24 protein-coding genes, 1 tRNA gene and 1 pseudogene are annotated in these 26,218 nt (G+C 71.1%); 8 read left to right on the forward strand and 18 right to left on the reverse strand.

The window, feature by feature from the left end:
- Positions 1 to 4: 4 nt before the first annotated feature.
- Positions 5 to 98: transfer RNA gene (locus tag AB0C82_RS24520), tRNA-Sec, on the reverse strand.
- A 54-nt stretch (positions 99 to 152) separates the two neighbouring features.
- Here AB0C82_RS24520 and selD point away from each other — a divergent pair.
- Positions 153 to 1,196, forward strand: a complete 1,044-nt coding sequence (gene selD / locus AB0C82_RS24525; RefSeq protein ID WP_362845685.1) for a selenide, water dikinase SelD — start codon at positions 153 to 155, stop codon at positions 1,194 to 1,196.
- Between the two features lie 121 nt (positions 1,197 to 1,317).
- Here selD and AB0C82_RS24530 read toward each other — a convergent pair whose 3' ends face one another.
- The 9 genes from AB0C82_RS24530 to AB0C82_RS24570 all read right to left on the reverse strand — a co-directional run bounded on the left by AB0C82_RS24530 (position 1,318) and on the right by AB0C82_RS24570 (position 8,840).
- Complete coding sequence (locus tag AB0C82_RS24530) at positions 1,318 to 2,256, reverse strand: penicillin-insensitive murein endopeptidase (protein WP_362845687.1); 939 nt, start codon at positions 2,254 to 2,256, stop codon at positions 1,318 to 1,320.
- 120 nt (positions 2,257 to 2,376) lie between these two features.
- Positions 2,377 to 4,128: a glycoside hydrolase domain-containing protein gene (locus AB0C82_RS24535; RefSeq protein ID WP_362845689.1), complete on the reverse strand. Its 1,752-nt coding sequence runs from the start codon at positions 4,126 to 4,128 to the stop codon at positions 2,377 to 2,379.
- A gap of 198 nt (positions 4,129 to 4,326) precedes the next feature.
- Positions 4,327 to 5,061 (reverse strand): D-Ala-D-Ala carboxypeptidase family metallohydrolase, encoded by a 735-nt coding sequence (locus tag AB0C82_RS24540; protein WP_362845691.1) that lies wholly within the window; start codon positions 5,059 to 5,061, stop codon positions 4,327 to 4,329.
- A gap of 231 nt (positions 5,062 to 5,292) precedes the next feature.
- Positions 5,293 to 5,796 (reverse strand): hypothetical protein, encoded by a 504-nt coding sequence (locus AB0C82_RS24545; RefSeq protein WP_362845693.1) that lies wholly within the window; start codon positions 5,794 to 5,796, stop codon positions 5,293 to 5,295.
- Positions 5,797 to 5,868: 72 nt separating this feature from the next.
- Positions 5,869 to 6,057: a hypothetical protein gene (locus AB0C82_RS24550; RefSeq protein WP_362845695.1), complete on the reverse strand. Its 189-nt coding sequence runs from the start codon at positions 6,055 to 6,057 to the stop codon at positions 5,869 to 5,871.
- Positions 6,058 to 6,975: a peptidoglycan-binding protein gene (locus AB0C82_RS24555; RefSeq protein ID WP_362845697.1), complete on the reverse strand. Its 918-nt coding sequence runs from the start codon at positions 6,973 to 6,975 to the stop codon at positions 6,058 to 6,060.
- Positions 6,972 to 7,520: a hypothetical protein gene (locus tag AB0C82_RS24560; RefSeq protein WP_362845699.1), complete on the reverse strand. Its 549-nt coding sequence runs from the start codon at positions 7,518 to 7,520 to the stop codon at positions 6,972 to 6,974. Before AB0C82_RS24560 ends, AB0C82_RS24555 begins: the two co-directional genes overlap by 4 nt.
- The gene (locus AB0C82_RS24565) at positions 7,496 to 8,131 is read right to left on the reverse strand and encodes a MauE/DoxX family redox-associated membrane protein (protein WP_362845701.1); all 636 of its coding nucleotides are present in this window, start codon (positions 8,129 to 8,131) and stop codon (positions 7,496 to 7,498) included. Before AB0C82_RS24565 ends, AB0C82_RS24560 begins: the two co-directional genes overlap by 25 nt.
- Positions 8,132 to 8,138: 7 nt before the next feature.
- Positions 8,139 to 8,840: a hypothetical protein gene (locus tag AB0C82_RS24570; protein ID WP_362845703.1), complete on the reverse strand. Its 702-nt coding sequence runs from the start codon at positions 8,838 to 8,840 to the stop codon at positions 8,139 to 8,141.
- 190 nt (positions 8,841 to 9,030) lie between these two features.
- On the opposite strand from AB0C82_RS24570, the gene AB0C82_RS24575 reads away from it, so the two are divergent.
- The gene (locus AB0C82_RS24575; protein ID WP_362845705.1) at positions 9,031 to 10,725 is read left to right on the forward strand and encodes an FAD-dependent monooxygenase; all 1,695 of its coding nucleotides are present in this window, start codon (positions 9,031 to 9,033) and stop codon (positions 10,723 to 10,725) included.
- Positions 10,726 to 10,781: 56 nt separating this feature from the next.
- On the opposite strand, the gene AB0C82_RS24580 is transcribed toward AB0C82_RS24575, so the two are convergent.
- A complete protein-coding gene (locus AB0C82_RS24580) occupies positions 10,782 to 11,150 on the reverse strand; it encodes an amphi-Trp domain-containing protein (RefSeq protein ID WP_362845707.1) in 369 nt (122 codons plus the stop codon).
- 404 nt (positions 11,151 to 11,554) lie between these two features.
- Here AB0C82_RS24580 and AB0C82_RS24585 point away from each other — a divergent pair, with 404 nt between their 5' ends.
- The gene (locus AB0C82_RS24585) at positions 11,555 to 12,985 is read left to right on the forward strand and encodes a DUF2252 domain-containing protein (protein WP_362845709.1); all 1,431 of its coding nucleotides are present in this window, start codon (positions 11,555 to 11,557) and stop codon (positions 12,983 to 12,985) included.
- 97 nt (positions 12,986 to 13,082) lie between these two features.
- Here the strand turns inward: AB0C82_RS24585 and AB0C82_RS24590 are convergent, their stop codons facing one another.
- Positions 13,083 to 14,051 carry a YihY/virulence factor BrkB family protein gene (locus AB0C82_RS24590; RefSeq protein ID WP_362845711.1) on the reverse strand — a complete coding sequence of 323 codons (969 nt, stop codon included), beginning with the start codon at positions 14,049 to 14,051 and terminating at the stop codon, positions 13,083 to 13,085.
- Positions 14,052 to 14,302: 251 nt separating this feature from the next.
- Here AB0C82_RS24590 and AB0C82_RS24595 point away from each other — a divergent pair, with 251 nt between their 5' ends.
- Positions 14,303 to 14,545 (forward strand): DUF6411 family protein, encoded by a 243-nt coding sequence (locus AB0C82_RS24595; RefSeq protein WP_362845713.1) that lies wholly within the window; start codon positions 14,303 to 14,305, stop codon positions 14,543 to 14,545.
- A gap of 84 nt (positions 14,546 to 14,629) precedes the next feature.
- Here AB0C82_RS24595 and AB0C82_RS24600 read toward each other — a convergent pair whose 3' ends face one another.
- Complete coding sequence (locus AB0C82_RS24600) at positions 14,630 to 15,517, reverse strand: S1 family peptidase (protein WP_362845715.1); 888 nt, start codon at positions 15,515 to 15,517, stop codon at positions 14,630 to 14,632.
- Positions 15,518 to 15,694: 177 nt separating this feature from the next.
- On the opposite strand from AB0C82_RS24600, the gene AB0C82_RS24605 reads away from it, so the two are divergent.
- The gene (locus AB0C82_RS24605) at positions 15,695 to 16,600 is read left to right on the forward strand and encodes an NAD-dependent protein deacetylase (RefSeq protein WP_362845717.1); all 906 of its coding nucleotides are present in this window, start codon (positions 15,695 to 15,697) and stop codon (positions 16,598 to 16,600) included.
- 54 nt (positions 16,601 to 16,654) lie between these two features.
- Here AB0C82_RS24605 and AB0C82_RS24610 read toward each other — a convergent pair whose 3' ends face one another.
- From AB0C82_RS24610 to AB0C82_RS24630, 5 genes and pseudogenes are all read right to left on the reverse strand, one after another.
- The gene (locus tag AB0C82_RS24610; protein ID WP_362845719.1) at positions 16,655 to 19,858 is read right to left on the reverse strand and encodes a glycosyl hydrolase 115 family protein; all 3,204 of its coding nucleotides are present in this window, start codon (positions 19,856 to 19,858) and stop codon (positions 16,655 to 16,657) included.
- A 228-nt stretch (positions 19,859 to 20,086) separates the two neighbouring features.
- A complete protein-coding gene (locus tag AB0C82_RS24615; RefSeq protein ID WP_362845721.1) occupies positions 20,087 to 20,503 on the reverse strand; it encodes a universal stress protein in 417 nt (138 codons plus the stop codon).
- Position 20,504: 1 nt separating this feature from the next.
- Positions 20,505 to 22,004 (reverse strand): APC family permease, encoded by a 1,500-nt coding sequence (locus AB0C82_RS24620; RefSeq protein ID WP_362845723.1) that lies wholly within the window; start codon positions 22,002 to 22,004, stop codon positions 20,505 to 20,507.
- Positions 22,005 to 22,122: 118 nt separating this feature from the next.
- Complete coding sequence (locus AB0C82_RS24625; protein WP_362845725.1) at positions 22,123 to 23,343, reverse strand: saccharopine dehydrogenase C-terminal domain-containing protein; 1,221 nt, start codon at positions 23,341 to 23,343, stop codon at positions 22,123 to 22,125.
- Between the two features lie 157 nt (positions 23,344 to 23,500).
- Positions 23,501 to 23,647: pseudogene (locus tag AB0C82_RS24630) on the reverse strand (DUF6807 family protein); the annotation flags it as partial.
- A 361-nt stretch (positions 23,648 to 24,008) separates the two neighbouring features.
- Here AB0C82_RS24630 and AB0C82_RS24635 point away from each other — a divergent pair.
- The 3 genes from AB0C82_RS24635 (at position 24,009) to AB0C82_RS24645 (ending at position 26,192) form a co-directional block, all read left to right on the forward strand.
- On the forward strand, positions 24,009 to 24,980 hold the full coding sequence (locus tag AB0C82_RS24635; protein WP_362845727.1) for an ATP-dependent DNA ligase: 972 nt from the start codon (positions 24,009 to 24,011) through the stop codon (positions 24,978 to 24,980).
- Between the two features lie 223 nt (positions 24,981 to 25,203).
- The gene (locus AB0C82_RS24640) at positions 25,204 to 25,752 is read left to right on the forward strand and encodes a GNAT family N-acetyltransferase (protein WP_362845729.1); all 549 of its coding nucleotides are present in this window, start codon (positions 25,204 to 25,206) and stop codon (positions 25,750 to 25,752) included.
- 110 nt (positions 25,753 to 25,862) lie between these two features.
- Positions 25,863 to 26,192, forward strand: a complete 330-nt coding sequence (locus AB0C82_RS24645) for a UBP-type zinc finger domain-containing protein (protein WP_362845731.1) — start codon at positions 25,863 to 25,865, stop codon at positions 26,190 to 26,192.
- The last annotated feature ends 26 nt before the right edge of the window (positions 26,193 to 26,218 follow it).

Raw genomic sequence — 26,218 nt, forward strand, 5'->3', positions numbered from 1 at the left:
GTCAGCGGAGGCGGACGGGAATCGAACCCGCCTGGCCCGGATTCCGGACCACACCGATTTTGAAGATCGGGAGGGGCACCAGCCCGCCCAACGCCTCCGGACAAGATTGTGATCCCCGCACGCTACCGGGGCAAGAGTGAAATGATCGTCACATGAAGCCAGTTGGCCCCTCAGCCGGACCGACCGCGCGGGTGCGGCTGACCCAGTACGCCCGTGGCGGCGGCTGCGCCTGCAAGATCCCTCCGGGAGAGCTGGAGGCGATGGTCTCGGGGCTGCTGCCGCCCCGGAACCCCGGACACGAGCCGGGCGGCGATGAGGAACGGCTCCTGGTCGGACTCGATGACGGCGACGACGCGGCGGTGGTGCGCACCGGTGAGGGCACCGCCCTGGTGTCGACGGCCGACTTCTTCACGCCGGTCGTCGACGACGCCCGCGACTGGGGGCGGATCGCCGCGGCCAACGCACTGTCCGATGTGTACGCGATGGGCGGCCGGCCCGTCGTCGGGCTCAACCTGCTCGGATGGCCCCGTGACGTACTCCCCGCCGAGCTGGCCCGGGAGGTGCTGGCGGGAGCCCTCGACGTGGCCCGCGCAGCCGGTTGCCTCGTCGGCGGCGGCCACAGCATCGACAGCCCGGAGCCGCTCTACGGCATGGCCGTGACCGGTCTGGTGGACCCGGACCGGCTGCTGCGCAACGACGCCGGCCGGCCGGGTGTGCCGCTGACCCTCACCAAGCCGCTCGGCGTCGGGATACTCAACAACCGCCACAAGCAGACCGGCGAGGTCTTCGCGCACGCCGTCGCCTGCATGGTGGAACTCAACGACAGGTCCAGTGCCGCCGCCGTGGAGACCGGTGCGGTGTGCGCGACCGATGTGACCGGATTCGGGCTGCTCGGCCACCTGCACAAGCTGGCGCGGGCCAGCGGAGTCACGGCGGTGGTGGACGCCGCCGCCGTCCCCCTGCTCGACGGTGCCTGGGAGTCGCTGCGGGCCGGGTACGTCAGCGGCGGCACCCGGCGCAATCTCGACTGGGTGCGCCCGCACCTGGACGCGGGACGGGCGAGGGAGGACATGCTGTGCCTGCTCGCCGACGCGCAGACCTCCGGCGGGCTGCTGGTCGCCGGGGAGATACCCGGGCATCCCGTCATCGGGGAGCTGCTGCCCGCCGTGGCCGGCACCACCCTGGTGATCCGCTGAGCACTGCTGAACGGCCGTGAGGTCACCCCCCGTCCGCCGTGCCCGGCAGCCCTCGGTGGTCCGCCGAGCCGCGAACGGCCGCGGGTCCGTGGGCGAAGCCCCGTGCCCGCGGCCGGTCCCCCTACTTGTAGCGGATGTGCAGGTGGTTGTCGTGGTTCGGGTAGCTCGTGGTCAGCCCTTCCGCGATCAGCTGCGGATCGTTGAAGAAGATCAGCTGGACGTGACCGGGGGCCTTCGCCCTGATCTCCTGCACGAGCCTGCGGGTGGCCGCGCGGTCGTAGGTACTCGACTGCCACGTGATCCGGCCCGCCGTGCACTGCGCGGAGTCGGTGCGGGCCGGCCACACGTCGATATCCATCCCGACCTCGTGGCTGCCGTGGCCGGCTATGTCCCCGCCGTGCTCGAACCCCGCGTCGCCGACGGGCAGTCGGCCGTTCCCGGTGGCGGCGAAGGCCACTGCGGCAGCCTCCAACTGGGCGACCGCGCCGGCTGTGGCCCAGTGGGCCCCGGCGTTGCCGTCGGGGCTCTGGGCGCACATCGTGCCGGCGCCGAAGCCGATGTTCTCGTAGTGCCACAGCAAGTTCTGCCAGGTGGCCGGGCCGACGACGCCGTCCGCGCCGATTCCCGCGTGGGACTGGAAGGTCCGGACGGCGGAGTTGGTGGCCGGACCGAAGGCGCCGTCGGCCGTGAGGCCCGCTCCCCGCTTGGCGTTGAGCAGTGACTGCACGGCCGCCACCGCCGGCCCGTTGTCGCCCTGTCGTACGGTGATGGCGAGCGCGCCCCAGGTGGCCGGCCCGACGACGCCGTCCGCGGACAGGCCCTTGGACTGCTGGAAGCCCACCACCGCGCTGCGCGTGCCCGCGCCGAAGACGCCGTCCGCCGCCACGGAACGGCCGTGCGCGGTGAGCAGGTGTTGCAGCGCGACGACGTCGGAGCCCCGGTTGCCGTTGCTCGTCAGCGGGAACGCCGCCTGGGGGAATGCGTTCGCGGGGACGCCCAGTCCCAGGAGCAGGCCCGCCAGCGCGGTGAACAGCGTGATGATGCGTGCGAGTCGTCTCACGTTCTCTGCCTCACTTCTCTGTTCATTTCTCTGTTCACCTCTCCGCTCGCCTTCCTGCCGTCGTTCCTGCTCACCCTCACCTTGTGCACGCCCTCCCGCTCACGAGCTCACCTTCCTGCCTCACCTTCCCGACTGGAGCGCGCCCCAGGTGGCCGGGCCGACGATGCCGTCGGCGCCCAGTCCGCGCGCGGACTGGTAGTCGCGTACGGCCTGGGCGGTGCCCGAGCCGAAGTCGCCGTCGATGGAAACCGTCCGGCCGAGCGCTGCGGTCAGGGAGCGCTGCAGCCGGGTGACGGCCTCACCGGTCGAACCGTTCTGGATCGTCGGGGTGGACCCGCGGGACAGCAGCGCCGTCCAGGTCTTCGCGCCGACCGCACCGTCAGCCGAAAGCCCCCTGCTGGACTGGAAGTTCCGGGCGGCGGTGGTGGTGGCGGGCCCGAAGATCCCGTCCGGAGTGCCCGGATCGAAACCGGCTGCCTTGAGCAGGCACTGGGCAGCCTTGACCTGGTCTCCGGTCGAGCCGCTCTGGACGGTGGCGTACGCGGTGAAGTTGAGGTTCACCCCGGTGCAGGTGGGCGTGGGCGGGGTGCCGTTCCCCACGTCCAGGTAGTCGCGGTCGATGTTGATCGAGTAGCCGCCGTAGGACTCGGTGACCTCGCCCACGTACTGGTGGATCCGCTGGTGGTTGGACCAGTAGGTGGACGGCACATAGGTACCGGTGTTGGTGTCGGCGGCGCCGTTCCACCACGCGTAGAAGAGGTGGTCGACCCGTGTGTAGGCACCGTTGTTGTACTCGGCGGCTGCGTCCTTGATCCCCGAGGCGGCACTGGAGTAGAAGCCGGACAGGTAGCCGCTGCTGTGCAGCCGCTCGGTCCATCCGGAGAGGTACGACAGGACGGCCGCCTTGCAGGAGGCCGTGGAGGTGTAGGCCTCGATGTCGCTGTAGATGGCGCTGCCCGCCGGGATACCGAGGTTCGACGCGGCGGTGATGGCTCCGGCCGCCGCTGTCACGCCCTGGGACTTGGCCGTGGCCGGATCGGCGGACATCTTCAGCGAGTAGTTGGTGCACGGTGCCTGGCGGCCGACGTCGATGGGGAACAGACGCCATCCGTTGTTGGTCTGGCTGGTCACCCAGCTCGCCGTCAGATTCGGCTGGGCGCAGCCGCGGAAGGAACCACTGATGTAGACGCCTACAGCGCTGTACGGCGAGCTCGCCTGCCACGCGTTCATGGCCGCTTGCGAGGGTGCGGTGCAGGCGTCGAAGCCCTTGCCCAGGTAGCTGCCCGGTTGCGGCCCCGCCGCGGCCAGGGGGGCGGCGTCGTACCGCTGCTGGGCCGGGCGGGACAGCTCGGTGCGCTCGGCGCCCTTCGTGAGGTCGGCCGAGGCGAGAACACCACGCACCAGGCTCTCGGTCGCCGGGGTGTGGGCGGCGGTCACGAGCACGCCGGCGTCCTCGACGGCGACCTGGATGGTGCCGTTGCTGGACAGCGCGGACGGGGCGACGGCCTTGCCGCTCCGGGCCCGCGCGGTCGCCGCGGTCGCCTGGCCGGAGGAGCGTGCGGTGATGGGCTCCACGACGATCCCCGCCGTACGGCCGACGACTCCGGCGGGGCAGTCGTTCTGGTCGCCGGGCACACCCAGGTACACGGCGGGTCTGTCGAACCGGAGGCAGGCGCGGGGGTTCTCGGCCAGGTCGACCACCCGCCAGTCGGCGGGCACATCGATGCTGTAACCCTCGTAGGTGACGGTCTGCCGGCTCTCGGGCGACGAAGCCGCCACGGCGGGGCCGGGGACGGCGAGCGCGCCGATGCCGGCGAGCACCGCCAGCAGGGCCGTTCCGGCGCGGACGCGCCAGGGGGTGCGGGACGACATCAGGGCACTCCTACTCGATGCGGGGGATGGAGAGGGCACGCGACGGATCTGCTCGGTTTGTGGGGGTGCGGTGGTGTCCGCCCGGGGTTGCGGCCTGACCGGCAGTGCGCCCGTCACCGAGAACAGGCACCGCCGCCCCCCATGGCCGGAGGCCCGCCCGGGGAGGGGCGGGCCGCTGTGCACGTACGGACTCGTCCGTCAGACGCCGCAGTTGGGCGCGGACCAGGCGCGGCTCGTGCGTCCGTCCACGTGGGTGTGGTCGTCGTGTGCGGGGTAGCCGGGGCCGAAGATGCCGCCGAAGCCGTGGGAGCGGGCGCGCTGGGCGAGCTGGCAGAACGACGGGCTGCCGACCAGATCGGCGGCGTCACCGTACAGGTGCCGGCTGTTCGAAGCCCCTCCCACCGCGTTGTTGCAGGACACGGAGCGGAATCCGCTGCTCACGGAGATCGGGACATCCCCCATGACGCGCCGCATGGCCTCCAGCTTCCACATCGTGCGCAGGCCGTTGGACTTGGCCGTCGCGGCACTGACCGCACCACCGGACCAGTCGGAGTTGCACTTGTTCAGTTCGGCGTAGGTGAAGTGGATGGGAGTGCAGTCCGGGTCCTGCAGCGCGTAGATCTTGCTGAACGTCTGGGGACCCGCGACGCCGTCCGCTCCCAGCCCGTACGCCTGCTGGAACTTGGCGACCGCGGCCTTGGTCCGCGCCCCGAAGCTGCCGTCGACGGTGAGGATCTCTCCGTAGTCGACATGCCCGGCCACGCGGATCTGCAGCTGGGTCACGTCGGCGCCCGACATACCCTCGGACAGGGTGCGGCCCCAGGTGTAGCACTCGTCGGCCTGTGCCGGGGCTGCCGTGGCCAGCATTCCACCCAGAGCTACCGCCATGGTCATGACAAATGCCAGAGCGAGTCGGATCGTACGTCTCAACATCACGCCTCCGTGGTGAGTCCTTGCCAGTTCCCCACTGGGGGGCTGAGGCGAGTTTGGCCTCCACGACGGTTGCGTGTCCACACCGTCAGCATCTGCCACAGGACCAGACCTCCGGCACAACTGGCTTATGCGCAGGGGCTGTTGTGCTACCAGGCGCGTCATTCGCGGCCCGGGGCGGGAGGCCGGCGTTCGTACGGCTTCCACACCCCGTCCCGGCGTCGGGTGCCGGCGCTACCGGAAGACCGCGCAGGCGGCGACGGCGATCAGTGAGGAGCACAGGACGGTCATGCCGGTCAGCCGCCGTGCGAGCGCGTCGTCCCAGCGCTCCCCGTGCCCGGACAGCCTGCGCAGAGCCGGCGTGAGCGCCCGGCCCGCACCGAAACCGAGTCCGGCGGCCAGCGCGGGCACGTAGGAGCCCCCGGACAGCAGCACCGCGACCGCCATCGCGTACGGAGCACTCGCCGAGACGTAGGTGCGCACCCCGGTGCCGAGCTCGAAGCCGAACTGCAGGGCGCCGCGTGCCAGATGGCGCCGCAGTACGTCCTGCGGAATCTGCCGGGCGTTCTGCGGCAACCGTAGCGGCAGCCTGCCGGCGTCGCGCAGCGCGGCGAGGAGTGCGACGGCCACGATCAGCCCTTGCCGTATGCCTGCCGGGAGCGGTGTGAAGAGACCGGACAGGAGCCAGAGCACCCCGGCCGTCATCACCCCTCCGGCCAGCAGCCCGCCGGTGAACACGCCGAGGATCAGCGCCTGTCTGTACGTCGCCCGCCAACCTGGCGAGGCCAGCGCGAAAGCGCTGTTGCGCGTTCAAACGGAGCCGGAGAGCGAGTAGCCGGCCAGGCCACCGGTGATCGCCCACGTCAGCATGGGGGCGTAGAGGGCGGCGGCGATCGCCGCGATGCCCAGGGCCGCCGCGTGCAGGGCGGGGTCGGTGAGCAGCGCCCGTGAGGCGCGTATGCCGCTCCCCCGCGCCCCCGGACGGCCGGACCCGCTCATCTAGACGGTCCCGGTCAGCTTGAGCCAGGTGTTCTGGCCGACGACACCGTCGGCGGTCAGGCCGTACAGGGACTGGAACGAGAGCACGGCCTGCCTCGTGAGCGAACCGAAGTTGCCGTCCACGGTCAGCGCGGAGCCGTGCTTGTTGAGCTGCCTCTGCGCGCCGCGTACGGCGTCGTTCGCGTCGCCTTGGCGCACGGTGGCGACGAGTACCGGCCAGGTGGCCGGACCGACGCTGCCCGTGGGGCTGAGCCCGTTAGCCGACTGGAACTCCTCGACCTGTGTCTCGGTGTCGGGCCCGAAGATCCCGTCGGCGTCCGTCGGATGGCCGCGGAAGGAGAGCAGGTGCTGGACGGTGTGTACGTCGGGGCCGGTGGCGCCGCGGCCGACGGTCGGCCAGGTGACGGAGCCCGGGCAGTCGCAGTCGGTGGTCCAGCGGCAGATGGACTTCACCCAGCCGGAGCCGGTGTTGCGGTACCCGTCGTGGCAGCGCCGCTCGATACCGCAGCCGCAGCTTCCGCAGGCCGCGCTGTAACGCCACAGCCAACCGTCGTAGGTACCGGCGTAGCACTGGTTGGGCCGCAGCGTCCAGGTGACACCGTCCGTGCGGTGGAAGCCCGTGTTCGTCCCTGACGTCACGCACGCGTCGGCGTAGATGGTGCTGGGCCCGCAGCCCGGGGAGCAGTTGTGGTCCGCGGCGTAACTCGGGCACGCGCCGGTCCAGATGTCGTAGCCGTCGGCATACGCCTGCCTGGCGGCGGAGAACACGCCCAGCGCGGCGAAACCGGCTGCGGTCGCCGCCTGCAGCACGGTGCGCCTCGACGGCGCGAAGGAGGGCGGAGCCCCGCGCCCGGACCGGGACCGGCGGCCACCCCTCCCGGTACTGCGCAGCATCGGTATCTCATCCAGTGAGCTCACGACCGGCTCCTCGGCGTCGCGGGCTGGAGGTCGTCGAGCAACCGCAGCAGCGCGGTGGGTGAACCGAGCGGCTCGGAGCGCGCGATCCGGCCCTGCGGGTCGATGACCACCGCGTAGGGGGTGGCGGGGATGTCGTAGGCCGTGAACAGCTCCGGACGGTGATCCCTCACCGGGACGGCGCCTTCGTCGGACTGTGGCCCGGCGCCCGCGTAGAGCCCGAGCACCTGCGGGGCGGTGGCGTCGTCCTGGCGGACCGTCCAGGCGGCGGCCTCGTCGAGCACCTGGCCGCAGGTCCGGCATTCGGCGTCGAGGAAGAGCAGCAGCGCGGCGCGGCCCGGTGCCAGGAGGCTGCCGGGCACGGCCGGTTCGCGCCCACCGGCATCGAGCCCCGGGGCGGGGGCTCCGGGGGCGATACCCACCCGTCCGGGTCGGTGCGGCTGCGTCCGTGACAGTTGGTGCACCTGCCTGATCAGTCCCGAGACGACGAGCGCGAGCAGCGCGATCGCCGCCCACGAGGCGATCACAGCGCTGGTGGTGAAGTCCATCGCGTCGACACTCCTTCGGCAGTCCTGTGCACGGTGGTCCCGGTCGATCGGTGCGCCGTGGTTCCGGCCGGCTGGTGAGCGGACGCCGCGGGCGGCTCGCGCATCGCGGCGGGCAGGGACCACAGCAGGACGGAGCAGGCGAGAGACGCGAGCGTCAGTGTGGTCAGCTCCGCAGCGGAGAGCGGTACGGGGGCGGCCTCCGCGATGACCGCGGCTGCCGATGCGAGCACGGCGAGGGCAGCGGCCCGCCGTGTCACCCAGCGGCTCAGGGGCACGTCCTGGCCCGAGCAGCCGCACGGCCCACCGCGTCCGAGGACGAGGGCGCGCCGCGTGTAGCCGGCGTAGAGCCCGAAGAGGGCGGCACTCGCGGCGAGTACGGCCTGCAGCCCTCTCTGGTGACCCGTCAGCAGTGCGATGGCGCCGACCAGCCCCAGGGCGCACTCCAGGAGGGGCACGGCGACGGCCGCGAAGCGGCGGACCGGCGCGCCAAGCACTCCGTGGGCCCGCAGCGCCTCACCCAGAGCGGAAGGGCGGACGGCGTGGGAGCCTGCGCCCATGAGGAGGCTCAGTACGACGATGGAGGCGGTCAGCCCGCCGTAGAAGCCGATCATCGCCGGATCACCGGGTGTGCCGCAGCGTGAGCCGCCCGACGAGTTCGGGCACACGCTCGACGGCCGTGGACCCCAGCGGCACCAGGGTGGCCCAGATATCGGTGGAGGAGAGCACGAAGAACGGGCTGCCGTCGGAGAGTGTGTCGCGGAACAACTCACCGGACGCGACCGTCACTCCCTTCCAGGGCGGCAGCTGGGCAGTGTGTTCCTTCGTGCGCCGGGACAGCTCCAGCAGCCCCAGGCCGGGCACCTCCTTGATCACCGTCGCGGGCCGTGCGAAGGCGCTTCCGGCCGACGGATCCGGCTGCAGTGTGAGCCCGTACTCGCTCTCCGCGATGCGCATCGACCGGAGCAGCCCGAGCACCTCGGTCACGCTCAGGCCGTACAGCCGGGTCACCAGCGCGTGGCTCTCGCCCTGCCACACGACGAGTAACGGGCGCTCCACAAGTCCTGAGCGCGGCTCGCGCTCGGTCGACCTGAAGATGCGCAGCGTGCCTTTCCGGAAGGTGAGTTCGGAGTCGGGTGACCCGATACCGAGGGAAGCGGCGACATCGTCCCCCAGGGAGGCCGGTCCGGCGGTGAACTCGACCAGTCGGCCACCGGCCACCACCTCGACGGCCGAGGTGCACGGCTCCTGGAGGTCGACGTCGCCCTCCAGGTGATACGTCCCGCCGTCGAGGGCGCGATGCGTGACGAACGATGCGACCATGTGCATCCTCCCGGGGCGGGGGTCCAGGTGACACCGCAGCCGCAGAGCAAACTAGACAGTAGTCATGCCCCTGTCAATGAATGGCTCCGCTGCCGGACCGGCCGGCCAGGTGCCCGGCTCGCAGGCCGCGCTCCGCCGGGCGACCATGGAAGGCGGGATCTGTCCGGGACCAACGCAGTGGGAGGCACCCGTGGCGCACACCCGAACAACCGACGTGCTGATCGTGGGCGCCGGACCGGTCGGACTGAGCGCGGCCGCGGAACTCCGCCGCCACTCGGTACGCTGCCGTCTCGTCGACCGGCTGCCGGCCCGGCTCCCGTACGCCAAGGCGGTCGGCATCCAGCCACGCACCCTGGAGATCTGGGACCGCATGGGCCTGGCCCGCACCGTACTGGAAGCAGCCGTTCAGATGCGCGGCCAGCTGATCTACGTCAACGGCCGGGAGCAGGCGCGGATCGACCTCGCGCTGCCTGCCGAGGTGCCCTACGGATTCGCCGCGCTGCCCCAGTACGAGACCGAGCGCCTCCTGGAGGAGTACGTCGCGGGCCTGGGCACCGCCATCGAGCGCGAGACCGAACTGCTGTCGTTCAGCCAGGACGCGGACGGGGTCACCGCCCTGCTGAGCACCGCGTCCGGCACCGACGAGGAGGTCCGTGCCCGTTACCTGATCGGCTGCGACGGTGCGCACAGCGTCGTCCGCAAGGGGCTCGGCCTCACCTTCGAGGGCGGCGCATTCCCCGAGGAGTACATGCTGGCCGACGTCGAGGCCGACTGGGACCTGCCGCACGGATACGGCGTACGCTCCACCCACCGCACCGAGGACGGCTCCACCGACGACCTGCTGGTCGGCATTCCGCTGCCCGGATCCGGCCGCTACCGCATGTCGATGCTGGTCCCGCCCGAACTCTCCACCGTGACGTCGGGCCGGGCGCCGGGCGAGGGCGTCGCGCACGGCCTGGAGGGTGGCCGCGCCCCGGAGCTGTCCCACATCCAGGCAGTCGTCGACCGCCTGGCACCCAGGCCCGCAACCCTCTCCCGTATGCGCTGGTCCTCCGTCTTCCGCATCAGCCACCGGATGGTGGACCGCTACTCCGACGGCCGGGTCTTCGTCGCCGGGGACGCCGCCCACATCCACCCGCCCACCGGCGCACAGGGCATGAACACGGGCATCCAGGACGCCTGCAACCTGGCCTGGAAGCTCGCCCTCGTCCTCCGCGGGGAGGCAGGTCCCGCCCTGCTCGCCAGCTACGACGCCGAACGCCGCCCGGTCGGCGAGGAGGTCGTGGGCCGGACCGTCCGGCACGCCTCCCACGGCATGGAGGCCGACCCCGGCGACCCACGGTCCCTGATGCTCCGCGAGGCCCAACTGCTCGTCGGCTACCGGGGCGGACCGCTCGCAGGCAGCCCGTACGGGCCGCCCGACGCTCCCCAGCCCGGCGACCGGGCCCCGGACTGCTCCGGCCTGACCATCCCCGTCGCCCACTACCCGATGCGCCTGCTCGACATCCTGCGCGGGCGCACGGGGCACGTGCTGATCCTGTACGCCTCCGGCGCCGCCGACCTGGCCCCGGCCATCGGAGCGGCCGAAGACGCCGGGGTGGGGAACCCGTCCGGCGACAGCCGGGGTGCCGCCGGCGGCCCGGGCTCCGGGGCCGCTCCGCAGACCATCGCCGTCCTCGCCCGCGAAGCGGCGGCGGTCGCATCCGGAGCCTTGGCCGTGCCGCAATACCACGACGCTTCCGGGGAGTTCGCCCGGCTGTACCGACCCGAAGGCCCGACCGGCTTCGTCGTCCGCCCCGACGGGCAACTCGGCGCCCGCTTTCCACTCACCGGCACCGCGGCGGCGCTGTCCGGCTATCTCGCCGCCTTGTCCACACCCGGGTGAGCACAGCGAACACATGCGAAGGAGGAGATACCCGCCCGGGCCCTGAGCGGCCCTGCTCAGGGTGCCTTGGGGGCGGGCCTCTTCGTGCTCTTGGCCTTGCCTGCGCCCGTACCGCTCCGAGCGGGCCTGGCGGGCACGGTCTTTTTCTTCTCGGCTTCCTCCGGACCCGCCGCCGTTCGCGAGGGCGCTGACCGGGTCGGCGCGATGGGCCACTTGAACTCGATCTCCAGTTCGATCTCGCCGTCGCCGACCTCGACCTCCATCTCGCAGTGAAGATCTTCGGGAACCCGCAGACTCAGGCTGACGGCGCCGAGTTCCAGTTCGACATCCCCGCCTTCCCTCAGGGCATCGGCGAGAGCGGTGAGCTGGTCAGCCGCTTCCTGGCGCGACAGGGAGCGCTTCTGCTCAAGCTTGAGGTCAGACATGGAATGTCTCCAATCACCGGAACGCTGACACCGCGGATAGCGCCAATCCTGCGTCCACGCGCGGGACAGGACATCCGGAGACCAGGCGCACAAGTGCGTGTACGTCAGGACAACCCCCTGGCAGAGGCCCGTCGGCCGACCCGCACCGCGCATGTCCGGGTTCGGCCGGCCGGGCTACTTCCCGTACCGTCCCCGCCCCTCCCGCGACTCCCGCCGACAGTGGCCTGCGCACCACCGACGACGCACCTCATGCGCGAAGCCCGGATGCGCTCTAAGGTGGGGAAAATCAGTACGCTTGCGGACATTTCCTCCCCCTGTCTCAGGCGCGAGGAAGCACCCGGAGGGGGTCGCTGCGCCCCGTGGTGAGGGGCCAGGGGCCGCTGGGCCAGGCAGGAGATGCACCGATGACCCGGAACGCGACCACCGCGATGCGCGCAGCACCGTACGCCACGCCTGAGCAACGCGCGGCCCTCGGCAGGGAGGCCCGGCGGCGCTCTCCGCGATCGGGCCACGCCGCGTACACACAGTCTCCTGACAGGCCGGACCCACTGGCCATCCTCGAAGCGCAGTCTGCGGCGCGGGTGCCCGAACTCGTCCCGATCCGCTACAGCCGGATGTCGGAGTCCCCGTTCCGCTTCTACCGCGGTGCCGCCGCGATCATGGCGTCCGACCTGGCCGGCACTCCTCGATCGGGGATCACGGCCCAGCTGTGCGGAGACGCGCACATGCTGAACTTCCGTCTGCTCGCCTCCCCGGAGCGGCAGTTGCTCTTCGACATCAACGACTTCGACGAGACCCTGCCGGGCCCCTGGGAGTGGGACGTCAAGCGGCTGTCGGCGAGTTTCGTCATCGCGGGCCGGGCGAACGGCTTCGACGACGCCGTACGGGCCGGGATCGTGAGGGCGACGGTCCGCTCCTACCGCGAGGCGATGCTCGGGTTCGCAGGCATGAGCAACCTGAACGTCTGGTACGCGAAGATCGACGAGGACCGTCTGGAGGCCCTGGCAGCGGCCGGCTCCACGAAGCGGGGGCGGAAGAACCTGGCCCGCGCCCTGAACAAGGCGCGCTCCCGCGACAGCGTGCAGGCCTTCGGCAGGCTGACCACGACGGTCGACGGCCGGCCCAGGATCGCGGCGGATCCTCCGCTGGTCGTGCCGGCCGGCGACCTGATGCCGGAGGTCGAGCGCAGCGCGCTCGAGGACCAGTTCCGCGATCTGATCAAGCGCTACGGTCGCACCCTGCCTCACAACCGGCGCTTCCTGCTGGAGGACTACCGGCTGGCGGACGTCGCCCGGAAGGTGGTGGGTGTGGGAAGCGTCGGTACGCGATGCTGGATCTTCCTGCTCCTCGGCCGGGACGGCAGCGACCCGCTCTTCCTCCAGGCGAAGGAGGCCGACACCTCCGTGCTCGCCGCACACGTCGGCGCGAGCCGCTATCCCAACCAGGGCGAGCGAGTGGTCTCGGGCCAGCGGTTGATGCAGGCCACGAGCGACATCTTCCTCGGCTATGAGCGCGTGGACGGGTTCGACGGCAGGCAGCGCGACTTCTACGTGCGCCAGCTGCGCGACTGGAAGGGCATCGCCGTGCCGGAGCGGATGCGGCCGAAGGACATGACGGCGTTCGGCGAAGTGTGCGGGGCCACGCTCGCCCGGGCGCACGCACGGTCCGGGGACCGCATCGCGATGGCCGCGTACCTGGGCAGGGGCGACTCGTTCGACCGCGCGCTCACGACCTTCGCGGAGGCGTACGCGGACCAGAACGAGCGTGACTACCGGGCCCTCCTCGACGCGGTGCGCGCGGGCCGTCTGCAAGCGGAGGAGCCGCCGGCGGCCTGAGCCGTGACCGAGACCGTCCCCGGCTCAGCGGCCGGGGCCGTCCCCGGCAATCGGCATCCGACTGCCGGCCCGACGGCAACTCCCCCGCCGGGCGTCGTCATTGACCGCCGGGGCCGGGATCCGGGTGGACCGGCTCGGCCATACCGGCCCTCGCCGCCTCCAGTTGGGCCGCGAAAGCGATCCCCAGGAACAGTGCGATGCCGGTCATGTTGGCCCACAGCAGCAGTGCGACGAAGGCGGTCAACGGGCCGTAGACGGCGCCGAACGATCCGCTCTGGCCGACGTAGAAGGCGAGCAGCCAGGTGGCCGCTACCCACAGGCCGAGGTGTACGGCACTTCCCAGGACAAGCCACGTGTAGCCGGGCTGTTTACGCCGTGGTGACCAGCGGAAGATGACCGCGGACGCCAGTCCGGCGCAGACCGTTCCGACCGGTATTTCGAGGACGTCCCACCAGTCGCGCCAGGACCGGGACCAGCCGAGCGCTTCCACCACCGAGTCCCCGACGGCCTCACCGGCAACCAGCACGAGGAACCCGAGCATCAACGGCAGTCCTGCGGCGACTGCCAGCACCAGCCCGCGAGCGTACTTGGCGACGAAGGGGCGATCGCGCTCGATGCCGTAGATGCGGTTGCAGCCCCGTTCGATCTGGCCCATCGCCGAGGCGAGGTTCAGGACGGCGAAGCCGAGGCCCAGCCACATCGCGAGAGCTCCCGCCGTCGTGGAACCCGCCTCGCGGCGGGTGTCCCGCAACGCCCCCTGCACGAGCTCCGCGCTGGCTCCGGGAACGATCCTGCCCAGCGTCAGCTCGATCACGCGGGCGATGCTCTCGGTGTGGACCGTCGTGACGACGCCCACCAGCGCGATCACGAAGGGCACCATGCCCACGACCACCTGGAAACCGAGGGACCTCGCGGCACTGAAGCCGTCGGCGTATCGGAAGCGTGCGAAAGCGTCGAGGAACAGCTTGCGCCCGCCGTAGTGGTGCAACGCCCTGAGAGCTTCGTCTCCTGACAGTTCCGCTCCGATCATGTCCCGCGTCTGCGGAACACGGACGACTGTCCCCATGAGACCTCTCCACTCCATCGGCTCTGCTTCTCCGGCCCGCCCGCACAGTAGTTCGTGGGCAGGGAGCGGAGCCAGGTGGAGCAGTGCCTGGGACGCGCGCCGACGCCGGGGCGGACGCCGGAGCCGACCGGCGATCCGACGCCCGCGGCCGACGCGCCACCTGGCGCGCGTCCGGGTGCGTACGGCGCAGGGGCGCATATCAGGGGCATCGTGGGGCAGACGGCATGGCATACCGACCTGAGGAGCACCTGATGATGATTGTTGGCATCGTGACCGTCTGTGTCGTTCTTGCCGTCCTCGCGTTCCTCGTCCCGCGCCTGTCCCACCACCCCGAACGTGGAACCCAGCGCGTACTCGGGGCAGGCTCACGCACCGGAGGCAAGGCTCCCGGCGTCCTGGGCCGTCTGTTCAGCAAGCCCTTCCGCGGGAGCTCCAGGGCCGTGGGCAGGAGTGGCTCCGCCGGCCGACGGGCCCGCGGGCGTCTGCCGTTCTGACCGCGCGCTTCGGTCCGCACCCGCGGCGGGCACCGCACCGGCATGTGCCGGCCGGGACACGCATCCCGGCCGGCACTGCCCGCGTCAGAACAGGGAGACCTTGTACTTGGCGAGCGCTTCGGGCACGGGCTGGTAGAACGTCGTCCCTCCGGCGCTGCAGTTTCCGCTGCCGCCGGAGGTGATACCGAGGGCCTTCGTGCCGTCGTACAGCGCGCCGCCCGAGTCGCCCGGCTCGGCGCACACGTTGGTCTGGATCATTCCGCGGACCGTGCCGCCGCCGCTGTAGTGGACGGTGGCGTCGAGGGCGGTGACCGTGCCGCTCCTGGTGCCCGTGGTGGAGCCGCTGCGCTTGACCGGTTCGCCCACGTAGGCGTTCGCCGCCGTGTAGCCGCCCGGGTGGCTGAGCGAGGCATTGTCGTAGCGCACCAGCGCGTAGTCGTTGCCGGGGAAGCTGGAGCCGATCGTGGGGCCGATCAGCGTGGTCTGGGCGGAGTTGGTGTACCACGTCTTGGCCACGTTGCCGCAGTGGCCGGCGGTGAGGAAGTAGTACGTGCCGCCGCTGACGACGTTGAAGCCGAGCGAGCAGCGGTACCCACTGCCGTAGATGGCGTCGCCCGGGCCCAGGAGCGGGGTGAACTTCCCGGCGGTGCGCTCGATGCGCAGCGCGCCCGCGTCGGCGCCCGCCGCCTTCCTGATCTTCGCGAGGCCGGCCTCCGACACGGTGCTGTCAGCCGTCACGACGACCCTGCCGGTGGCCTCGTCCACGTGCCATGCGGTGCCACCGACATCGGCCTTGAGTACGGCCCGGTCGACCTCGGCCAGCTCGGTGGCGCCGAAGGTCCGCGGTGCGGCCGCCTCCGCGGTCGGCAGAGCGAGCGCGGTGGCCGCCAGCAGACCGGCGGCGACTGCGGCGAACCCGGAGCGTCTCGCGATGGCGGTGCGCGTGCGCGGACTGGAGTGCAGGATCCTCACGTGATCTCCTTCTGGGAGCGTCGGGCCCCGATGGGTGAGGGGCCCTGGCGTGTTCCTGACAATGCGCTGGCAGTGAGTATGGGCACGTGAAGAGGCGCGCACAAGACAGCGTCGGGAGCGGAAGCGGCACCATGGACGGCGGAGCGGCTCACGGCAGCCTTCCGTACCCTGGGGGTCATGCGTATGCGCCCCACTCTGAGCTGGGCCCCTACGGGGGACCTGCCGCCGGGCACCACGGACCTGTCGCCCGTCGCCGACGCCCTGAGCACCGGCCGTGTGGTGGTGCTCAGCGGGGCGGGCATCTCCACGGAGTCGGGTATCCCCGACTACCGGGGCGAGGGCGGGAGCCTGAGCCGGCACACCCCGATGACCTTCCAGGAGTTCACGGCCGACGCCCGGGCCAGGCGCCGGTACTGGGCGCGCAGCCACCTCGGCTGGCGCACCTTCGGCCGCGCCCGCCCCAACGACGGGCACCGGGCCGTGGCCGCGTTCGGGCGGCACGGGCTGCTCTCGGGTGTGATCACCCAGAACGTGGACGGCCTGCACCAGGCCGCCGGCAGCACGGACGTCGTGGAACTCCACGGAAGTCTTGACCGTGCCGTCTGCCTTTCCTGCGGCACCTTCACCCCGCGGCGCGAACTCGCCCGCCGGCTCGAGGAGGCCAACGCGGGCTTCGGCCCGGTGGCGGCCGCGATCAACCCGGACGGTGACGCCGACCTCACCGACGAGCAGGTCGGGGACTTCCACGTGGTGCCCTGCGGTGTCTGCGGCGGCATCCTCAAACCGGACGTGGTCTTCTTCGGCGAGACCGTGCCCCCGCAGCGCGTGGAGCACTGCCGCGAACTGGTCCGCGAGGCGGCCTCGCTGCTGGTCCTGGGATCCTCACTGACGGTGATGTCCGGTCTCCGGTTCGTCCGCCAGGCGGCGCAGGCCGGAAAGCCGGTGTTCATCGTCAACCGCGACCCGACGCGTGGCGACCGGCACTCCGTCACCCGTATCGCGCTCCCGCTGGGAACGGCCCTCACCACCCTGGCGGGCCGGCTGGGTGTCCCCCTCGACGGCGGGACGGCAGGGCCCGCGTGACACGCAGGCCCTGCTCCACCCGGCCGAGCCGCAGTTCCCGGTGGTGGGCTCCGGTCAGGACAGGCGGCGGCTCTCCGGTGGTCCGAGAAGGGTGTCCGGAAGACCCCCGGTATCGATGACGAGCCGCTGGACGACGACCGTCGGGTCGACCATCCAGAACGTCAGCCGGTGCACACCCGCGGTCAGGGTGTGCCGGGTCGAGGTACGGCTGATGTTGTCGGAGGTGTTGCGCGCCCACTGGACGTTCATACCGCCGTCGTCCGCTCCGGTGGCGGCGACGATGTCGACGGTCTGCGGGGCGTCGTCGTCGAAGGAGACCGCGTAGCGCAGTCCTGCGCCCGCGAGGGCCGGGTTGCGGGGCGACAGGTAGGCCCACAGGGTCACGGCACCACCGGTGAGCAGGCTCACCTCGTACTCCAGGCGCGGTGCGTCGCGTCCCGGAGTCCGGCTCGGCGCCGTGACGGGCACCGGCGTGAGGCCGGCGCAGTCGCGCCCGACACCCTCGACGCGCTGCCACTCGATACCGTCGACCCCCACGGCGCGGTCGGCGTGATCGGCGTCGATGGCTATGTGGCCGCCCGCCTCGACGAAGCCGCGCAGGCCACGGACGTCCGGGTTCTCGGCAACGGCGGTGACCTCGACGCGTGATCCGTCCGGACCGTGCACCGTGAGCGTCGCCCGCGTGGTGCCGCGCGGCGCCCTGTCCCAGTCGGCGCCCACCGTCAGCCGGAGCTGCTCGGTCACACGCCCGGCCGGAGCGTCCACCCGGAGCCAGGGAACGGAGCTCTCGACGCGGTACGCGAAGGGCTCCGTGCCCCGGTTGAACACCTCGACGTACAGGGCCGGGGCCGTTCCGTAACGGCTCAGCGCGGGCAGCTCGGCCGGTGCGGTCTCCTGCGGCCACCAGCGGTCCGACCCGGCGATCGCCACTCCCAGTGCGGCCGCCTCGGGGACATCGATGCGGCGCACCGCCGGGAAGATCTCGTCGGGCAGAGCCACGTTGTTCCGCTCGGGCTGCTGCCAGGGCGCGTTGGGCCCGTAGCGGGCGACGTCTCCGTAGCCGATGTGCGGCTGCGTCTGGAAGCCGTTCCATTTCCCTTGTGCCGTACGGGAGTTGAAACGCTCGGACAGCGCGAAGTCGCGGTCGAGGGCAGCTTCGGCCCGCGCGGCGCGGGCGTTGGTGGCGGCCCGTCCCTGTGCGGCGTAACGGAGGTTCGTGAACTCCGCCTCGCGAAGGGCGTACACGTTCGCGGTGGCGGCGACCTCGTAGCCGACGAGTTCGAACCAGGCGTCCTGGTCGGCGGCGGGCAGCCGGCGTCCGATCCGTTCGGCGCGGCCGGCCAGCTCCTGCCACCGGGCGGTGATCCGTTCCAGTTCGCGGAAGTGGTCGAGGGAGAACGGCGTCGCCCTGTCGTCGTAGACGACAGCGGAGGGATCGGTGACCGGGTCCTTGCCCGGGGCCAGGGTGATACGGCGGTTGAGCAGCTCCGGCTTGCGCAGCGCCTGGAGGCGTGCGTAGTCGGCCAGGACGTCGGCGATCGCCTTGTCCTGCGCCTCCCCGAAGTTCTGCCGCGCGTAGCGGCGCTCCCACGACGAGAGGTCGTCGATCCCCCAACGGCCCGGGTTCCAGGCGTAGTCGAGGAAGAACTGCGTGGGAAGTTCGTTGCCCTTCAGATCGCCCACGTTGGTCACCCAGAGACCGTGGTTGCCGTATTCGACGGCCTGCCGCAACTGGTCCCACATGTTGGGGAGCGAAGTGGTGTCCACCCACTTGTAGTTGCGTCCCACGCCCACGTAGTCGAAGTGGTAGTAGAGGCCGTATCCGCCGGAGCGCGCGGGTTCCGCGGGGTCCGGATGTTTGCGGATGTTGCCCCAGTTGTCGTCGCACAGCACCACCGTGACGTCCTCGGGCGCACGCAGGCCTCGTGCCCAGTAGCGCTGGACCTCCTTGTAGAGCGTCCACACCTGGGGGATGTCGGTGACGTCCCGGTCAGGGAAGACCTCGGCGAGGATCTCCCGCTGCGCGGCGATGATCTCCGTCATCAGTTCCACGCCGTCGCCGTCCGGAAGGCTCACGTCACCGTTGCCGCGCATCCCGAGGGTGACGACCCCCTCGAAGCCCTGGTCCTTCATCCGCCGCACGCCGTCGCGCCAGTACGCCTTCACCGCGTCGGCGTTGCGGCGGAAGGACCACTCCCCCGTGCCGCCGTAGGGGTCGTGGCCCGGTGTGACGATGTCGCCCGCGCTGTCGCGCACGGCGGCCACCGCATGCCGGTTCCACTCCTCGATGCCGCGCATCATGGGCGCCTCGTGCGAGGTGCCCATCACGATGCCGTACTCCTTGGCGCGGGCGTGGTTGGCGGGATCGTCCTCGGCGAACGCCCGCCCCCAGACCGCGGGCCAGAGGTAGTTGGCCTTGAGCCTGAGCAGGACCTCGAAGACCTTGGCGTAGAAGTCGGCGTTGAATCCGCCGGGGTAGCCCTCGGCCTTCCCGGGGCCGAAGTATCCGGGGGCCCAGGTGCCGAGCGCCGGGTTCTCGTCGTTGATGAAGATCCCGCGGTACTTCACGGCGGGGCTGCCCTGGGTGTGCCGGCCCGGCAGTGCGTAGAGCGAGGTGCGCCGCACCGGCCGTACGTCCGCCCACCAGTACCAGGGCGAGACGCCGATGCCGTAACTGACGTCGTACGCACCGAAGACGGTGCCACGCTGGTCGCTTCCCGCGATCACGAAGGCGCGGTCCACCCCGGGCATCGGCCGCTCGACCACCGTCTGCAGCGAGGTCTCCCAACGGCCCGCGACACCGCGGGTGTCGAGCTTGCCCCGGGCGACCAGCCGGTCGATGAGCGGACTGCGCCCAAGGGTCCCGATCAGGATCAGCTCCCGCCCGAAGCCCGACGTCTCGCCACCCTGGGAGCGCTTCAGCAGGGGCCGTACGCCGGTGACGCGCTCGATGTCCTCACACAGGTCGGAAGCGACCCGCAGGACGCCGGGGTGGTCGGCGCCGTCCACGACCACCGGTACGGCGGATCCCGAGCGCGCCAGGGCGAAGGCTCCCTTGCTCGGACCGAACGACATGTAGGCACCGAAGTCGGTGACGTGGAGGGGGCCGGCGTCGGCACCGGCCTCGTCCGCCTCGGCCCGGCCGGTGATTCCCGGAACATTTCCGAAAGTTGTCAGGGCCAATGCACTCACTCCGACACCCGCACTCGCCCCCAGCACGGTCCGACGGTCGGGAGGGGTCGGTTCATCTCTGCTCATAACGCTCCTCAGCGCACATCTGCCGCTCCGAAAGGCGACTGCGCAACAGATCCTGAGCGATACGGCACGCCGAAACAATGGCGCTGCCCGACCGAAACAATTTCGGTCAGGCAGGACGCGCCGAGAAGCGTGGTGAGCAGCAGGCCGGTGCGGGCAAGGAGAGCGACGAGCGGTTGGCCCGAACGGGCGAGGCGAGCGTTTTCGGGAGTGGCGCGGGCGGTACGGTGCTCATTCCTCGGTCGGCACGCAGAGCACCGGCACGGTCGACAGGTGCAGCAGCTTGTGCGGGGTGGAGCCGAGCAGTGCCCCACGCATCGGGCTCTCGCCCCAGCTGCCCACGACGATGACCCTCGCTCCGTGGCGTGCGGCGGCGTCGATCAGGGCCTGTGCCGGATTCTTGTCGATGACCTCGACGACGGCGGGGACGCCCGCCTCGTCGGCCGCCGCGACGGCGCGCTCCAGGCCCGTGCGCCCGGCCTGGCGGATGGCCTCGTAGTGCGACGTGTACTCCTCACCGGACGGGCCGGGGGGCGCCGCCCCGTACACCAGGACGAGCCGCTCGTCGAAGGCCGCGGCCACCTCGACCGCGATGCGCAGGGCGCGTGCGGCTCCTGGCGACTCGTCGTACCCGAGCACCACCGACATCTCAGGACTCCTTGCCGTGCACGAGGCCGGGATCGACCACACTCCGGCGCTCGGTCCAGAAGGCGGCCGACCGGAGCCGCCACACCACCATGAGCACCACACCGACGGCGCTGATGCAGATGGCGATGACGAGCGGAGGGCCGAGACCGAACCACGAGGTTCCGCTGTAGGAGTTCGCCGGGTCGGACATGTCCATCACCGACCGCACGAGCAGCCAGGTCAGCAGCCCGGCGCCGACCAGCGGGCCGAGGCCGATGAGGAGGAAGTTGCGGACGCTCTCGGTCAGATGGCGGCGGTAGTACACCGCACAGGCGACACCTGTGAGCGCGTAGTAGAAGGCGATGAGCAGGGACAGAGCGGTCAGCGAGTCGAACAGGGCGTTCTGGCTGATCTGGTTCACCACGAGATACCAGGCGATGGCGATGCCGGCGACCCACCACGTACTCACGTCGGGGGTCCTGAACCGCGGGTGGATGCGCGCGAAGTGCGTCGGCAGTGCGTGGCGGCGGGCCATCGACAGCGCTGTGCGCGAGGCCGGGATGATGGTGGTCTGGGTCGAGGCCAGGGCGGAGGTCGAGACCGCGAGCAGCACGATCCAGTCCCATCCACCCATCACCTCACCGGCGAGGAGGGCGAAGATGAACTCCTCCTCCTCGGCGTTGTCGGCCAGGAACGTCGTTCCGGCGAAGGCGACCACCGCGAAGCCGACGGACAGGTACGTCACCAGCAGGATCACCGTCGACCACACACCGGCCCTGCCGGGTGCGCTGGCGGAGTCCTTGACCTCTTCGGTGAGGTTGACCGCCGACTCCCAGCCCCAGTAGACGAAGACGCCGAGCAGCAGGCCGCCCGTGAGGGCCGCGCCGCCCGCGCCGAAGGGATTGAGCCACTCGGCCGACGGCTTGACGGAATCGAACGAGGTCGTACCGGCGTAGACACGGTAGAGAGCCACGATCACGAAGACGAGCAGAAACGCGACCTGCGCCAGGATGAGTACGTTCTGCACCTTGGCGGACAGCTCGGTCCCGATGACGCAGAGGCCGGTCATCACGAGGATGAGGAGCACGGCGAGAAGTTGGCGCACGAACTCGTTCTCCGCCCAGCTGTCGAGGCCGAAGGCCAGCAGGCCGAACGTGACGGCGACGTCCGCCAGAGAACCGATGACCAGAACCCCGGTCATCGCGATGGCCCAGCCGCCCAGCCACCCCGTCCAGGGACCCATGGCGCGCGTGACCCACGAGAACGTCGTGCCGCAGTCCTGATCGACCCTGTTCAGGTAGTAGAACGCGGAGGCGATCAGCAGCATCGGCACGAACGAGGCGAAGAGCACTCCGGGGGCGTAGATGCCGACGAGCGCCACGATCGGGCCGATGACGGCCGCCACGGAGTAGGCCGGGGACGTGGCGTTCAGTCCGATGACCAGCGCGTCGATGAAGCCGATCGCATTGGGCCGTAGGGTCACCGGCGGTGCCGGCCGGGCCAGGTCCTCTGCCTCTGACATGCTCCCTCGCTCCGCTCACGGGCCTGAAAAGACGAGCAGAATCTGCCTACTTCATACTATTTGGGCACTATCGGGCGCGCATGTCAGCCCGGCACCCCCGGACACCGGCCGGTCACGGTCACTGCTCGCGCATTCCCCACGGTGCGCCGTACTCCGTCAGGAGATCCAGGAACGGCCGGGGCGGCATGGCCTCGGGACCAAGCACTCCACTGCCGCTCCAGGTGCCGCACGCCATGAGTTCGAGGGCGGCGACGGGGTTGATCGCGGTCTGCCAGACCACGGCCTGGGAGCCGTACTCCCCCATGGACCACTGGTTGTCGACCACGTGGTACAGGTAGACCTCTCTGGGCCTGCCGTCCTTCACGCCCTTCACCCAGGTGCCCGCGCAGGTCTTCCCACGCATCCGTTCACCGAGTCCTGCCGGGTCGGGCAGACAAGCGGCCACCACGTCACGCGGGGAGACCGCGACCTGACCCGACCCGCCGCTCACACGGACAGGGTCGGTGCGGTCGAGGCCGAGCTTGTGGAGCGTACGGAGCACCCCGATGAACTCGTCGCCGAGACCGTACTTGAACGTGACCCGTCGGGCCTTCAGCCATCGGGGCACCAGAAGCACCTCCTCGTGCTCGACGTTGACGCACTCCACCGGCCCGATGCCTTCGGGGAAGTCGAAGACCTCCGGCTCGCTGAAGGGGGCGGTCGTGAACCAGCCCCGCTCCGCCTCGTACACGACCGGCGGGTTCAGGCACTCCTCGATCGTCGTCCAGATACTGAAGGACGGGGCGAACCCGTAGCCCTCCACGACCAGATCGGCGCCGTCGCGGATCCCGATCTCCTCGATCTCGTCGAAGAGTTCGTCGGAGGCGTACCGGGCGAACACGTCCGAGAGGCCGGGCTCCACGCCCATACCCACCAGTGCGAGGCGGCCTGCCGCCTCCCACTCCGCCGCCCGTGCGAACTGCGCGTCCCCGAGCTTGACCCCGCACTCCTCGTACGGACGGGACGGGTGCGGCCGGGAGAGGGACATCGCCATGTCGAGATAGAGCGCCCCGTGGGCCAGAGCCGCCTCGAACAGGGGCATGACGAACCGGGGATCGGTTGCGTTGAGCAGTACGTCGCAGCGGTTCTCGGCGAGTGCGGCGCGCACGGCCGCCGGGTCCGAAGCGTCCACCCGGGCGGCCGCGAACCGGTGCCCTTGCTCCCCGAGAGCCTCGACAGCGCTCCGCGCCCGCCCGAGGTCGTAGTCGGCGACCGTCATGTGCTCGAAGAACTGCCGGCGGGCGGCGATCCTGGTGATCGCCGTACCCACGCCTCCCGCTCCGACCAAGAGAACACGCATGGGTGCACCACTCCTTCGCCTGCCGCTGTGCCGGTGAGGGCCGCCGGAGCCGTCCGGTGGGCGAGGACGGTACCAGCACGAGGGCCCCGCGGCTGGCAACCGTTCAGGCGAGGTTCTCGGTCGGCCCACCTACGCCGACCGGACCGCGTCTGAGCCGGGCCAGCCACGGCGCCTGCGTCCCCATGAGTTCCGGCCCCGAGCCGGCCGGGCCCAGCACCTGTCCGCCCCGGAAGGCGCGGGGGCCGCGCCAGAAGAGTCCCGTGTAGCCCGCAGCCTCCCGGCCGTGGGTCGTGGGGCTGCCGAACCGCCCGTGCAGGGTGGCGCACGTCGAGCCTCGCCCTCCCCGTCGTCGAGGGTCCGGCATTCCTGTGGGGCCGGGCTCCGGTGGCCGGCCCGGCCCGCCTCCACCGCCTGATCGCTCCGGATGCGGGCCGGTCCGGGCGGCGTGAGGATCGGAGTGCGGCCGTGGGCGGGTGGAACCCGCTTCGCCGCGCCCGGCCCGGGTTCCGGCGCGCGCCGTCGGATGGCGTGGAGGTGGGTATGCCGAGGCAGCTGTGGAGGCGGTGCCATCGGCTTTCGCCCGGCCGCGCGCTCCACCCCCACCGAGTCCGCGGCGGACAAGACCGTCGACGGTACGACGATCTCGGCGGCGGCAAGGAGGCGACATGCCTCCTGAACGGTTGACGGCCCTCCCGCGGTTCACCCCGATGCTCGCCACACCGGGCCCGCTCCCGCCCCCCGCCCACCAGGAGTCCTTCGGCTTCGAGGTCAAGCAGGACGGCCAGCGGGCCATGGTCTACGTACCCGGCGACGGGACCGTGACCCTGCGGTCAAGGACCGGGGCGGACATCACGGCGGCGTACCCCGAACTCGCGGCCCTCGGCTCCGCCCTCGACCGGCCCGCCGTCCTCGACGGTGAGATCGTCGCCTTCGACGACCAGGGACGCAGCGATTTCGAGCTGCTGCAGTCCCGTATGGGGCTGTCCGGATCACCCTCCAAGGCCGCTCTGATGGCACAGCGGGTACCCGCTCACCTCATCCTCTTCGACGTGGTGTTCCTCGCCGCGAGACCAATCGCGAAGCTGCCTTACCACGAGCGGCGGGACGTACTCGAAGGGCTCGGCCTCACAGATGCGCACTGGTCGACCCCCGCGTCGGTCGTCGGCCACGGGACCCAGGCGCTGGAGATGACGAAAACCGCGGGCCTCGAAGGACTCGTGGCCAAACGGCTCACGTCGGTGTACGAACCCGGGGTCCGCTCCCGCGCCTGGATAAAGATCCGGCACGTCCGGACCCTGGACGTCATCGTCGGTGGATGGGTTCCGGGGCACGGCCGGCTCACCGGTCTGCCGGGCGCGCTCCTCCTCGGCGAACGGGGTGAGGACGGACTGCGGTACGCGGGGAGCGTCGGCACGGGCTGGAGCGACACCGAACGCGAGACGCTGGCCGAACTCCTCCAGGCCGCCACGATCGACCGCTGCCCGTTCACCGAGGTGCCGCCGGTGGCAGGGGCGCGGTGGGTCCTGCCACGCCTCGTCGGCGAGGTCCGGTACGCGACCCGCACCCGCGCCGGGCGCCTGCGCCAACCGTCCTGGCACCGGCTGCGCCCCGACCTCGCCCCCGAGGACATCACCTGACCCGCGCCCCGGCACTCCCGTCCGGCCCGCCCCTCATGGCCGGGGGCGGTCTGCCCCACTGGCCGGAGGTGGACAGGATGACCAATCACTCGGCCCGTCGCTCGGCCCGTCGCCATGAGGGGTGCGCGGCGTGGCAACGGTTCGGGCTTCCTCGGACCGGCGACCATCGGTCCACGGCATGAGGTGCGTGCCGCCTTCCCACCCACTTCCACACAGCGGGGACATGGTGTCCGACTTTCCTACCGACCAGACGCTCGTCATCACCACGATGCGGATCGCGCATCTGGCCGAAGTCCTCGACCTCGGACACCGCGTGTTCGACACGGCGGTGAAGCCCTACACGGGCTGGTCCCTGAGCGCTGCCGCCGCGCACATCGAGGCCACCGAACCCGCGTGCTTCGTGGCACTGATCAGCGACCGGGTGTACGGCTTCGTCCTCGGATCCATGACGTTCGAGCAGCGCAAGGACTGGGGCTATCTCGAGTGGATCGCCGTCGACCCGGCCATGAGGGGCCGCGGCGTCGCCGGCCGCCTCGTCGAGGCGTGCCGCGAGAGGCTCATCTCCTCCGGGGCAGCGGCGATCGTCACGGATGTCGAGGCCAGTAACACCGCTTCGGCGACGCTGATGGAACGCAACGGCTTCAGCGTCAAGGCAACCGTCAACCTGTACGTCCACGCCGTCCGCCCGGACGGCGCACCCGACTCAGCGGTACACCTCACGGCCACGCGCAAGAACGCGGCGCTCACCCAGGCCGAAAGGCCGGTGCGGTAGCCGCTCCCACGCCTCCACGGCTCCTTTCTCCATGGCCCCTGCATCTGTGGCCTCCCCCGGCACGGAAGAACCGAGAGGACTGTGAGGACGGGCCCGGAGGAGGAAGCGCGATGACGGACCACTGGAGGCCCGCCCCCGACCCGGGCAGCGCGGGCACCGGAACATGCGGGCACACAGACCCGGGCGTGCACGTACCGAAGCGTCCGAACGGCGCCGTGTGCGACAGTTGCCCGCCCGGTGCGGCATGGGTCAACCTGCTGCGCTGCCTCACCTGCGGACACGTCGGTTGCTGCGACAGTTCAGCCGGAAAACACGCCCATTCCCACGCCCACGGGCACGGCCACCCCCTGGCCTGCTCGCTGCGCCCCGGAGACGTGTGGGCCTGGTGCTACGAGGACGAGCTGTATCTCGTACCGGTCGGGAAAGACGGCGAGGCCTGACGTCCCAGGAGGCGGCGCGCGGCCGG

Source organism: Streptomyces sp. NPDC048560, assembly GCF_040650955.1.
Lineage (GTDB): Bacteria > Actinomycetota > Actinomycetes > Streptomycetales > Streptomycetaceae > Streptomyces.

Coding starts and splice junctions, on each gene's coding strand:
- selD (WP_362845685.1), top strand. CDS start 153: ATGAAGCCAGTTGGCCCCTCAGCCGGACCGACCGCGCGGGTGCGGCTG.
- AB0C82_RS24535 (WP_362845689.1), bottom strand. CDS start 4,128: ATGTCGTCCCGCACCCCCTGGCGCGTCCGCGCCGGAACGGCCCTGCTG.
- AB0C82_RS24540 (WP_362845691.1), bottom strand. CDS start 5,061: ATGTTGAGACGTACGATCCGACTCGCTCTGGCATTTGTCATGACCATG.
- AB0C82_RS24550 (WP_362845695.1), bottom strand. CDS start 6,057: ATGAGCGGGTCCGGCCGTCCGGGGGCGCGGGGGAGCGGCATACGCGCC.
- AB0C82_RS24560 (WP_362845699.1), bottom strand. CDS start 7,520: ATGGACTTCACCACCAGCGCTGTGATCGCCTCGTGGGCGGCGATCGCG.
- AB0C82_RS24565 (WP_362845701.1), bottom strand. CDS start 8,131: ATGATCGGCTTCTACGGCGGGCTGACCGCCTCCATCGTCGTACTGAGC.
- AB0C82_RS24570 (WP_362845703.1), bottom strand. CDS start 8,840: ATGGTCGCATCGTTCGTCACGCATCGCGCCCTCGACGGCGGGACGTAT.
- AB0C82_RS24580 (WP_362845707.1), bottom strand. CDS start 11,150: ATGTCTGACCTCAAGCTTGAGCAGAAGCGCTCCCTGTCGCGCCAGGAA.
- AB0C82_RS24585 (WP_362845709.1), top strand. CDS start 11,555: ATGACCCGGAACGCGACCACCGCGATGCGCGCAGCACCGTACGCCACG.
- AB0C82_RS24590 (WP_362845711.1), bottom strand. CDS start 14,051: ATGGGGACAGTCGTCCGTGTTCCGCAGACGCGGGACATGATCGGAGCG.
- AB0C82_RS24595 (WP_362845713.1), top strand. CDS start 14,303: ATGATGATTGTTGGCATCGTGACCGTCTGTGTCGTTCTTGCCGTCCTC.
- AB0C82_RS24605 (WP_362845717.1), top strand. CDS start 15,695: ATGCGTATGCGCCCCACTCTGAGCTGGGCCCCTACGGGGGACCTGCCG.
- AB0C82_RS24610 (WP_362845719.1), bottom strand. CDS start 19,858: ATGAGCAGAGATGAACCGACCCCTCCCGACCGTCGGACCGTGCTGGGG.
- AB0C82_RS24615 (WP_362845721.1), bottom strand. CDS start 20,503: ATGTCGGTGGTGCTCGGGTACGACGAGTCGCCAGGAGCCGCACGCGCC.
- AB0C82_RS24620 (WP_362845723.1), bottom strand. CDS start 22,004: ATGTCAGAGGCAGAGGACCTGGCCCGGCCGGCACCGCCGGTGACCCTA.
- AB0C82_RS24625 (WP_362845725.1), bottom strand. CDS start 23,343: ATGCGTGTTCTCTTGGTCGGAGCGGGAGGCGTGGGTACGGCGATCACC.
- AB0C82_RS24635 (WP_362845727.1), top strand. CDS start 24,009: ATGCCTCCTGAACGGTTGACGGCCCTCCCGCGGTTCACCCCGATGCTC.
- AB0C82_RS24640 (WP_362845729.1), top strand. CDS start 25,204: ATGGTGTCCGACTTTCCTACCGACCAGACGCTCGTCATCACCACGATG.
- AB0C82_RS24645 (WP_362845731.1), top strand. CDS start 25,863: ATGACGGACCACTGGAGGCCCGCCCCCGACCCGGGCAGCGCGGGCACC.